At 72.8% G+C, this 7,395-nt stretch carries 7 protein-coding genes; 5 read left to right on the forward strand and 2 right to left on the reverse strand.

Going from position 1 to position 7,395, the window contains the following annotated elements:
* From MNZ39_RS14035 to MNZ39_RS14055, 5 genes are all read left to right on the forward strand, one after another.
* Positions 1-633, forward strand: a complete 633-nt coding sequence (locus MNZ39_RS14035; protein ID WP_242339523.1) for an energy-coupling factor ABC transporter permease — start codon at positions 1-3, stop codon at positions 631-633.
* Positions 620-1,186: a hypothetical protein gene (locus MNZ39_RS14040; protein WP_242339525.1), complete on the forward strand. Its 567-nt coding sequence runs from the start codon at positions 620-622 to the stop codon at positions 1,184-1,186. The genes MNZ39_RS14035 and MNZ39_RS14040 overlap by 14 nt, the downstream gene beginning before the upstream one ends.
* Positions 1,186-1,965, forward strand: a complete 780-nt coding sequence (locus MNZ39_RS14045) for an energy-coupling factor ABC transporter ATP-binding protein (protein ID WP_242339527.1) — start codon at positions 1,186-1,188, stop codon at positions 1,963-1,965. Before MNZ39_RS14040 ends, MNZ39_RS14045 begins: the two co-directional genes overlap by 1 nt.
* Before the next feature lie 77 nt (positions 1,966-2,042).
* Entirely contained in the window at positions 2,043-2,894 is an 852-nt protein-coding gene (ispH, locus tag MNZ39_RS14050) for a 4-hydroxy-3-methylbut-2-enyl diphosphate reductase (RefSeq protein WP_242339530.1), read from the forward strand.
* A 208-nt stretch (positions 2,895-3,102) separates the two neighbouring features.
* Positions 3,103-4,809, forward strand: a complete 1,707-nt coding sequence (locus tag MNZ39_RS14055) for a 30S ribosomal protein S1 (protein WP_242339532.1) — start codon at positions 3,103-3,105, stop codon at positions 4,807-4,809.
* Between the two features lie 64 nt (positions 4,810-4,873).
* Here the strand turns inward: MNZ39_RS14055 and cheB are convergent, their stop codons facing one another.
* On the reverse strand, positions 4,874-5,890 hold the full coding sequence (cheB, locus tag MNZ39_RS14060; protein ID WP_242339534.1) for a chemotaxis-specific protein-glutamate methyltransferase CheB: 1,017 nt from the start codon (positions 5,888-5,890) through the stop codon (positions 4,874-4,876).
* Positions 5,887-7,395 (reverse strand): response regulator (locus tag MNZ39_RS14065; RefSeq protein ID WP_242339536.1); only part of this gene is annotated, 1,509 nt, incomplete at its 5' end. The genes MNZ39_RS14065 and cheB, both read right to left, overlap by 4 nt.

Genomic DNA, 7,395 nt, shown 5'->3' on the forward strand with positions numbered 1-7,395 from the left:
ATGCACGTCCCCGACGGCTTCGTCTCCCCGCAGCTCACGCTCCCCGCGCTGGCCGTCTCGGCGCCGCTGTGGGCGTGGGCGGCGCGCCGTCACTTCGGCCGCTCCGCGGCGGACTCGCTCCCTGTGGTCGGCGCGCTCACCGCGGTGGCGTTCGTCGTCCAGTCGATCATGATCCCGCTCCCGGGCGGCACCTCCACGCACCTCCTGGGCGTGACGCTCCTCGCCATCCTGCACGGCCCGCTCGTCGCGTTCGTGTGCGAGTCGCTCGTGCTCGTCGTGCAGGCGCTCTTCTTCGGCGCGGGCGGCTTCACCGTGCTCGGCGTGAACGCCCTCGCCATGGGGCTCCTCGGCCCGCTCGCCGGCTGGCTCGTGCACCTCGCGCTGCGGCGGGCCTCGCCGCGGGGCGCCGCGCTCGTCGCCGCCTGGGTCGCCGTGCAGGTCTCGACCCTCGCGGTGGCGCTCGTCCTGGGGCTGCAGCACCGGCTCTCGCCGGCCTACTTCCCGACCCCGCTGCCGGTGACGCTCGCGGCGATGATGATCCCGAGCCTCGCCGTCACCGGGCCCGCGGAGGGGCTCTACACGCTGTTCGCACTGTCGGTGCTGCGGAGGGCGAAGGTCCGTGAAGCGCTCTGAGCCGCGGCGCAGCCAGCTCCTCCTCGCCCTGTGGGCGGCGTCGGTCTTCGGCCTGTCGGCGCTGACTGGCCTCCGCGGGCTGTCGCTCGCGACGCTCCTCGCGCTCCTGCTCCTCCGCCGGGGCGCGCTCCGCGCCGCGAGGCGCGTCCTCCGCTCGGTCGTGCCGGTCACGGCCTTCCTCTCGCTCGCGTCGGCGGGGTGGCTCCGGCTCGTCACCGGCCGCTGGCCCGACGCCGAGCCGTTCGTGGCGCTCGCGCTCCGCGCCGCGCTCATCGCCTTCGTGACCTTCTCCGCGCTCGCTCGGATCGAGCTCTTCCGCGCGCTCGCGCCCTTCCCGACGGCGAGCCGGCTGCTCGTCCTCACGCTCGCGCAGGTGCACGCGCTCCGGCTGCTCGCGACGGACTCGCTCCTCGGCCTCAGGAGCCGCATGCTGCGCCGCCCCGGGCCGGTCGACGTCGTCCGGGGCGCGGGCGGGATCACCGGCGCGCTCCTCGCGCTCTCCATGAAGAACGCGCGCGACGTCTCCGACGCCATGCGCTCCCGGGGGTTCTAGTGCCGTTCCAGCTCGACCACGTGACCCTGGAGCTCTCCGGCCGGGCGGTGCTCCGCGACGTCTCCCTCTCCGTCGCGCCGGGCGAGCGGGTCGTCCTCCTCGGCGTGAACGGCTGCGGGAAGACCACGCTCCTCCGGGCGCTCGACGGCCTCGCGTTTCCCGCCGCGGGCGAGCTCCGCTACGCCGGCATCCCGCTCACGGCGCGGGCGCTCGACGACGCGACCTTCCGGCGCCGGTTCCGCAGCGAGGTGGGGCTCCTCTTCCAGAACGTGGACGCGATGCTGTTCAACCCCACGGTGGCGGACGAGCTCGCGTTCGGTCCGCGCCAGCTCGGCGCCCTCGACGTGGACGCGCGCGTGCGCCGCTGGGCGGAGGCGCTCGAGCTCGTGCCGTTCCTGGACCGCCCGCCGTTCGAGCTCTCCGGCGGCGAGAAGAAGCGCGTGGCGCTCGCCGCGGTCCTCGCGCTCGATCCGAAGGTGCTCCTCCTCGACGAGGCCACCGCGAACCTCGACCCCGCCGCCGCCGCGCGGGTGGTGGAGCTCCTCGCCGCGCTCGACGTGACGACCGTCGCCACGACCCACAACCTCTCGGTCGTCGAGGAGCTGGGAGACCGGGCGATCCTGCTCGACCGGGCGGGCGGCGGGATCCTCTTCGACGGCGCCCCGGCCGAGCTGCTCCGGGACGAGGCGCTCCTCGTGCGGAGCGGGCTGGCGCACCGGCACGCCCACCGCCACGGCTCCGCCGAGCACGCGCATTTCCACGTCCACGACGCCGAGTAGCGGGAGGGGCGGTGCCGGGAGGGACGGGGGCCCGGCAGGCTGGCCACGGCGGAGGAGGGCGTTATATAGAGCGCCGCGTGGAAGTGAAGATCGCCAAGACCGCCGGTTTCTGCTGGGGCGTCCGCCGCACCGTCGACAAGGTGATGGAGGTCGCCGACCACTCCTCCGGGCCCGTCGTGACGCTCGGGCCCATCATCCACAACCCGCAGGCGGTGGCGCGCTTCCGCGAGAAGGGCGTCGGCACCGTCAACGCCGTCGGCGAGGTGACGGACGGGACCACCGTCGTCGTCCGTACGCACGGCGCGGTGAAGGAGGAGCTCGAGCGCGCGGACGGGCGCGGGCTCGAGGTCGTGGACGGCACCTGCCCCTACGTGAAGTACCCGCAGGCGATGGCCCAGAAGCTCAGCGCCGAGGGGTATCACGTCGTCATCGTCGGGGACGCGAACCACGCCGAGATCAAGGGCGTCGTGTCGTTCAGCGAGGGCCCCTGCACGGTCGTGAAGCCGGGCGGCCCCATCCCGGAGATCCCGGCGAAGAAGGTCGCCGTCATCGCGCAGACCACCTGCATCGGCGCGGACTTCGAGGCGGTCGTGGGCGCGCTCGCCCTCCGGCACAAGGAGGTCCGGGCGGTGAACACCATCTGCAACGACACGGAGGAGCGGCAGGCGGACGCCCGCTCGCTCGCCCGCGAGGTGGACGCGGTGGTGGTCGTCGGCGGCAAGAACAGCGCGAACACGCGCCATCTCGCCGAGATCTGCCGCGAGATCCAGGCGCGCACGTGGCACGTGGAGACCGAGGCCGAGCTCCGGCCGGAGTGGTTCGACGGGTGCCAGGTGGTCGGGCTCTCGGCCGGCGCCTCGACGCCCGACTGGGTGGTCGAGGGGGTGGCGAGCTGGCTACGCGCCCTCCGCCCGCAGGGCGCGCCTTGACCCCGTGATCTCGGGCGTGTAGCGTGCGCCTTCCAAGATTCCCGATGTACGCCGGGGTATTCCCGGCGCGCGGCGCGCCTTCGATCCCCGGGGCGTCGGCCGCGACACGAACCAGGGGGCTTGCTGTGGTTGACGCCGGGGCGGTCCTGAGCCGCTCACCCAGAGTCGCAGGTCCGGCGTGATCCCGACAAAGGTTGGTCTTTTCCGAATGGAGAATCAGACTCCCCGTACGCCCGAAATCGAGACCGAGGACTTCGCCACGCTCTTCGCGCAGAGCGAGGCCCAGGCCGGTCCCATCGAGGAGGGCAAGGTCGTTTCCGGCACCGTCATCGCGCTCTCGAAGGACTATGCCGTCATCGACATCGGCTACAAGTCCGAGGGCCAGGTGCCGATGTCCGAGTTCGTCTCGGCGCCCGGCGGCGAGCCCGCCGTCAAGGTCGGCGACAAGGTCGAGGTGCTCGTCGAGTCCCGGGAGAACGACACCGGGATGGTCGTCCTCTCCAAGGAGAAGGCCGACAAGATGCGCATCTGGGACGAGATCTCCGCCGCGTGCGAGCGCGACGAGCTCGTCGAGGGCGTGATCGTCGGACGCGTGAAGGGCGGCCTCTCCGTCGACATCGGCGTGAAGGCGTTCCTCCCCGGCTCGCAGGTCGACATCCGGCCGGTCCGGAACCTCGACAAGCTGATCGGCGAGAAGTTCAAGTTCAAGGTCATCAAGTTCAACAAGAAGCGCGGCAACATCGTCCTGTCGCGCCGGGTCCTCCTCGAGAAGGAGCGCGAGGAGCTCAAGAAGGAGACCCTGAAGAACCTGAAGGAGGGCGCGGTCCTCAAGGGCCAGGTGAAGAACCTGACCGACTACGGCGCCTTCATCGACCTCGGCGGCATCGACGGCCTCCTCCACGTCACCGACATGAGCTGGGGCCGCATCGGCCACCCGTCGGAGATGTTCGAGGTCGGCCAGGAGGTCCGGGTCGTCGTCCTCAAGTTCGACCCCGCCTCCGAGCGCGTCAGCCTGGGCCTGAAGCAGATCCAGGAGGACCCGTGGCACCGCGCCGACGAGAAGTATCCGGTCGGCACGCGCGTCAAGGGCAAGGTCGTCTCGCTCACCGACTACGGCGCGTTCATCGAGCTCGAGCAGGGCGTCGAGGGCCTCGTCCACGTCAGCGAGATGAGCTGGACGAAGCGCGTGAAGCACCCCTCGAAGCTCGTCAACCAGGGCGATCAGGTCGAGGCGGTCGTGCTCGACATCGACCCGAAGGCGAAGCGGATCAGCCTCGGCATGAAGCAGATCGAGGCGAACCCGTGGACGCTCCTCGAGGACAAGTACCCCATCGGCACTACGATTCGCGGCGAGGTCCGCAACGTCACCGACTTCGGCGTGTTCGTCGGCGTCGAGGAGGGGATCGACGGCCTCGTGCACGTGTCCGACATCTCGTGGACCGAGCGCATCAAGCACCCGGGCGACAAGTTCAAGAAGGGTGACGTGGTCGAGGCGGTGGTGCTCAACATCGACGTGGAGAACGAGCGCTTCAGCCTCGGCATCAAGCAGGCCCACGTCGATCCCTGGACGACGCTCTCCGAGCGCCACCCGGTGGGCTCGCGCGTGAAGGGCAAGGTCACGAAGGTCACCGACTTCGGCGCGTTCGTCGAGATCGAGCCGGGCATCGAGGGCCTCGTCCACGTCTCCGAGATGAAGGACGAGCGCGTCGAGAACCCGCGCGACGTGGTGACCGAGGGCCAGGAGGTCGAGGTCAAGGTCATCGACATGGACCTCCACGAGCGCAAGGTCGCGCTGTCGATCAAGCAGCTCAACCGCGACGGCGGCGAGGACGACTACCGCGAGTACCTGCGCCGTCAGGGCGACGGCCGCGCGCGGCTGGGCGACCTGATGGAGAAGTTCAACCGCCGCAAGTAGTCGAGCTCCGGTGGCAGTCCAGAGCGGCGCGTCCTCGTGGACGCGCCGTTCTCTTTTTTTACCCCTACACCGCCTGCATGAGCAGGTAGGCGAGCGCGTCGAGCGGGAGGACCTCGTCCGTGAGGCCTCCCAGCACGGCCTCGCCGTTCATGCCGAAGATGACCGAGGACTCCTTGTCCTGGGCGACCACGGTGCCGCCCGCGGCATGGAGGGTCGCGAGGCCCTTCACGCCGTCGTGGCCCATGCCGGTGAGGATGAGCCCGAGCGCGGCGGGGCCGAACGAGCGCGCCACCGACTCGAACAGGTAGGTCCCGGAGGGCTTGAAGCCCTCGATCGGCGGCGCGTCGGAGAGCTCGATCCGGTCGCCCTTCACCCCGAGGTGGCGTCGATCCGGCGCGAGGTAGACCGTCCCGGGCGCGAGCGGCTCGCCGTCGTCGCCGACCTTCACGCGGAGCGGAGACGACTCGCCGAGCCACTTCGCGAGCCCCTCCGCGAAGCCCTCGGCGATGTGCTGCACGACGAGGAGCGGCGCGCGGAAGTCGGCCGGCAGCTCGGAGAGGATGCGCGACAGCGCGGGCGGACCGCCGGTCGACGCGGCGATGGCGACCACCCGCGCGCGCGTGCGCTGCGGGCGCGCCTCGGGCGCGGCCGCGCCGGGCCGCGGGGACTGGACGCGCGGCAGGAGGTTCACCCCGGCCATCGCGCGGGCCATGGTGAGGAGGTGCCGCGCCTGCGCGTCGAAGTCGGGATCGCCGGGCGCGGGGGGCTTCGGCACGACCGCGAGCGCGCCGGCCTTCATCGCGTTGAGCGCGAACCCGACGGAGTTCACGTCCTGGCCCGAGACGACCACGATCGGCGTGGGGAGCTCGGTCATGATCCGGAGCGTCGCGTCGAAGCCGTTCATGACCGGCATCTCGATGTCCATCGTGACGAGGTCCGGCTTCAGCCGCCGGGTGAGCTCGACGGCCTCCTCGCCGTTCCGCGCCCGGCCGACGATCTCGAAGCCCGGCTCGAGCGCGAAGATCGCCTCGAGGAGCCTGAGCGACGCCTCCATGTCGTCCGCCACCACCACCCGGATCATGGGACCTCCTCGAGCAGCTCCGAGAGCGTGTCCAGGAGCACGCGCTGGTCGAACGTCGACTTCACGAGGTATGCGTCGGCGCCCGCCTCGAGGCCGCGCCGCCGGTCGGCGTCGCTCTCGAGGGCCGTCAGCAGCACGACCGGGACCCGGGCGAGCCGGGGGCTCTGCCGGATCGCCCGGGTCAGCTCGAAGCCGTTCATGCCGGGCATCTCCACGTCCGACACGACGACGTCGGCCCCGTGCTGCCGGAGGAGCGACCAGGCCTGCTCTCCGTCGGCCGCCGTCGTCACGTCGTACCCGGAGGCCTCGAGGATGCTCCGCGCGAGGGCGCGGGTGGTGGCGGCGTCGTCCGCGAGGAGGACGCGCCGCCGCGCGGGCCCGGCCTCGCGGGCCGGCGCCGCCGCGAGCGCCGCGGCCGCGTGGGAGCGCTCCACGAGCTCGCGGCTCGCGAGGACCACCGCGAGCTCGCCACCCGGCAGCGCCGCGACCGCGCTCGCCAGGGGGAGCCCGGCGAGCCGCCCGCCGAGCGGCTCGAGCGACAGCTCCCGCTCCGCGAGCACCTCGTCGACCGCGAACGCGGCGCGCTGCCCGGCCACGTCCATCACCACGGCCATGCGGCGGTCCTCGGCGCGCCACGGCCCCGACGCGAGCCCCAGCGCGTGGGCGAGCGGCGCGATGGGCACCGGCTCGCCCGCGAGCAGCACGGTCCTCCCACCGCTCGTCGCGAGGAGCTCGGGGCGCAGCCGGAGCACGCGCTCGACGTCCAGCGCCGGCACCGCGAAGCTCTGGCCGGCGTCGCGGGCGAGCAGCGCGCGCAGCCCGTAGAGCGTGGTGGGCACCGCGAGCTCGAAGCAGGTCCCCCGTCCGCGCGCTGACGTCACCGCGACCGAGCCGCGCATCGCGCGCACGGCACTCGCGACGACGTCGAGGCCGACCCCGCGGCCGGAGAGCTCCGTCACCGCGGTGGCGGTGGACAGCCCGGGCAGGAAGACGAGCTCGAGCGCCCGGCGGCGATCGGGGGGGACGGGCAGGCCGCGGCGGCGAGCCTCGTCGCGCAGCTGCTCCGGGTCCAGCCCCCGGCCGTCGTCGCGGACGCGCACGAACACCCGCTCGCCCTCGATGCGCGCGTCGACCTCGATGCGCCCGCGCTCCGGCTTCCCGCCGGCGCGCCGCTCCTCGGCGGGCTCGATGCCGTGGTCCACGGCGTTTCGCACGAGCTGGGCGAGCGGCTCACGGAGCGCGTCGACGACCGAGCGGTCGAGCTCGAGCCCCTCTCCTCCGACCGCGAGCTCCACCTCGCGCCCGAGGGCGGCGGCGACGTCCCGCGCCGCGCGCTCGAGCCCGGCGGTCGCGTCCGCCCACGGTCGGAGCCGCAGCGCGCGCACGTCGGAGGCGAGACGGCGCGTGCGCCGCTCGAGCGCGCGGGCCTCGACCGCGAGCTGGCCACGCAGCGCCGCGAGCCCGCGCTCGACCCGGCCGAGCTCGTCCTCGACGCCGAGGGCCGC

The organism is Anaeromyxobacter sp. SG66, assembly GCF_022690805.1.
Taxonomy (GTDB): Bacteria; Myxococcota; Myxococcia; order Myxococcales; family Anaeromyxobacteraceae; genus Anaeromyxobacter; species Anaeromyxobacter soli.